The following is a 2,840-nucleotide window of genomic DNA, read 5'->3' on the forward strand; positions in this document are numbered from 1 at the left end:
GGCCCTGATATAGTGCACGATGGCCGAGCTGTCGCCGAACAGGAGACCTAGCACGCGGGAGTTGCTCGAGAATTCGGCGACCGTCTGCAGCCAGTAGCGAAAGCCGTAAAGCGTGTAGGTGCGGCCTGGCTTCAGGATCAGGTTTGTCAGGCGCGGCACCAGCGTCGCCGCCAGGAAGGCCACGGCGATGTAGCCGAAAAGCGTGACCGTGGTGCCGATCGCGACGACGCCGATGGTTTCCTGGTAGTCGTCGCCGACATTTTCCCAATAGCTGTGGAACAAGAGCGGCAAGGGAGTGACGATGGCAAACAGCCCGATCAGCTGCACCGCTTCGAACAGGAAGCGCCTGATGTTGGACGGATCGACATTGCGCACCTTGCAATAGTCGGCCGTGGTCGGCACGGCCGGCGAGCCATGCCAGCGTTCGCCGTCGGGGATGCTTTGGCCGCGATGCAGCGAGGACGAATGGCCGAGCTGGGCGCCGTCGCCGATCCTGGTGTCGATGTCGAGCGTCGAGCCGACGCCGACAAAGGCATCGCGGCCGATGGTCAGCGGCCCGGTGTGGATATAGCCGGACTGCGCCCGGAAGCCGAGGATCATGGATTCCTTGCGCAGGATGGTGTTGGCGCCGATCGAGATGAGATCCGTGCAGACGGGCACGGATTTCGATTCGATGACGGCGTTCTTGCCGAGCTTGGTGCCCAGAAGCTGCAGGTAGATGCTGTAGAGCGGGCTGCCGCGGAACAGCACGACGGGGGCGGTGCGGATCAATGTCTTGACCACCCAGAAGCGGAAGTAACGCACGCCCCAGATGGGAAACGCCTCCGCCTTCCAGCGGCCGACCAGCACCCATTTGGCGATGACGGCAAAGCCCGACATGCCGAAGAACACGGCGGCAGAAAGCGCCACGCACCTGATGTACAGCTGCAGCGGATCGTCGAGCGCGTCATACATCCAGTTGAGGCCGCCATTGATCGCCCACAGGGCGCCATAGCTGTAGAGCGCGTAAAACAGCAGCTGTGCGGCCCCGCAGGTCCAGTAGGCGAGATTGGAGGCCCGGCGGGTGAGGACGGGCTCGTTGGTGGCCGTCGTCATCTCGTCCGCTACGCCCAGATGCAGCGCCAGCCGCGCCACGGTCGGGTGGAGATAGATGTCGCGCATCGACGCCGTCGCCCATTCCTTCCTGGTGCGCAGGCGGGCGCAGAAATGCGCCATCAGCAGCGAGTTGGCGCCGAGATCGTCGAAGAAATTGTCCTCGACGGACACTTCGTCGAATTTCAATACGGCGGCCAGCGCGTCGGCGAGGAAACGCTCGTCGTCATTGCCGGGCGCGACCATGGCGCGATCGCCCGAAAGCCGCACGCTTGTCGGCTTCGGCAGCTGGCGCAAATCCACCTTGTTGGAGACCGTCATCGGGATGGCCGGCAGCTCCTCGAGATAGGAGGGCACCATGTAGTCGGGCAGCCGCCGCTTCATCGTCGTGGCGAGGTCGGCGCGCGAGATCGCCTTCTGGCCAGCCTTGGGGGCGTAATAGGCGACGAGTTCGACGCGGCCGGGCTCGATCTCCCAGGTGGTGACGGCGGCCTGCGCGATTTCGGGCTGGTCGAGCAGCACCGCCTCGATCTCGCCGAGCTCGATGCGGTAGCCGCGGATCTTCACCTGGGTGTCGATGCGGCCGTTATACTCGATCTCGCTTTGGTCGTTGATGCGGCCAAGGTCGCCCGTGCGGTAGATGCGCCTGGACGGATTGTTCGGCAGGCCGACGAAATCGGCGATGAATTTCTGTTCGGTCAGGTCGGGCCTGTTGAGATAGCCGACCGCGAGCCCGATGCCGGCGATGCCGATCTCGCCCAGTTCGCCCGGCTCGGCAAGCTGCGGCAGCGATGCGTCGAGGATGACGATCGAGTAGGTCGGCAGCGGCGCGCCGATGGTGACGGGGCTGTTCGGCGTCAGCGCGCCCATGGTGGCGGTGACGGTCGCCTCGGTCGGGCCGTAGGTGTTGAGGATCTGCCGCCCCGGCTTCGACCAGCGCACCACCAGATTGTGCGGGCAGGCCTCGCCGCCGACCAGCAGCGTGCGCAGGCTGGGCACATCCGACGTCATCGACGACAGCAGCGTCGGGCTGCAGGCGATGCAGGTGATGTCGTGGAGCCGCAGGAAATCGGCCAGCTCCTCGCCCACCAGCGGCATCTGGCCAGGAGCGGGCACCACCGTCGCGCCGGCGACGAACGGCACCCAGATCTCCTCGGAGGAAAAGTCGAAGGCGATGGTCATGCCCTGATAGACGCGGTCGCCCGGCCGGTAGCCGTAGGAGGCGGCGGCGACGCGGATGAAATTGACGAAACTCTGGTGCTTGATGACCACGCCCTTGGGCTTGCCCGTGGTGCCCGAGGTGTAGAGGATGTAGCAGGTGTCGTCCGATAAAGCGGCCTTCGCATGCGGCTTCAGCGGCGCGTCGGATTGTCTGGAGATTTCGGCGGCAGTGCTGTCGATCAGCAGGTGCGGGACGGGCAGTTGACCGGCGCGCGACGCGTAGGCGGCGATGGTGACGATCAGGCTGACGCCGGCGTCCTCGATGATGAGCGCCATCCGCTCCTCGGGGAACGCGGTGGCCAGCGGCACGAAGGCAGCGCCCGCCTTCATCACGGCGAGCAGCGCGACATAGGTTTCCGCCGAGCGGTCGAGAATGAGCCCGACGCGGTCGCCCGGCCGCACGCCGCGCTTGACCAGCAGGCGGGCGAACTGGTTGGCCCGGCTGTCCAGTTCCCGATAGGTCCAGACACGCCCGTCCGAGATCACCGCCGGCAGCGCTGCAAACATGTCGGCGAGCTGTTCGAAGA

General features: G+C 65.6%; 1 protein-coding gene. It reads right to left on the minus strand.

The window, feature by feature from the left end:
• Positions 1-2,840: non-ribosomal peptide synthetase (locus tag EN750_RS27555; RefSeq protein WP_127398575.1), on the minus strand; the 2,840-nt coding region annotated here is incomplete at both ends.

This window comes from Mesorhizobium sp. M7A.F.Ca.ET.027.03.2.1 (genome assembly GCF_003999175.1).
Lineage (GTDB): Bacteria > Pseudomonadota > Alphaproteobacteria > Rhizobiales > Rhizobiaceae > Mesorhizobium.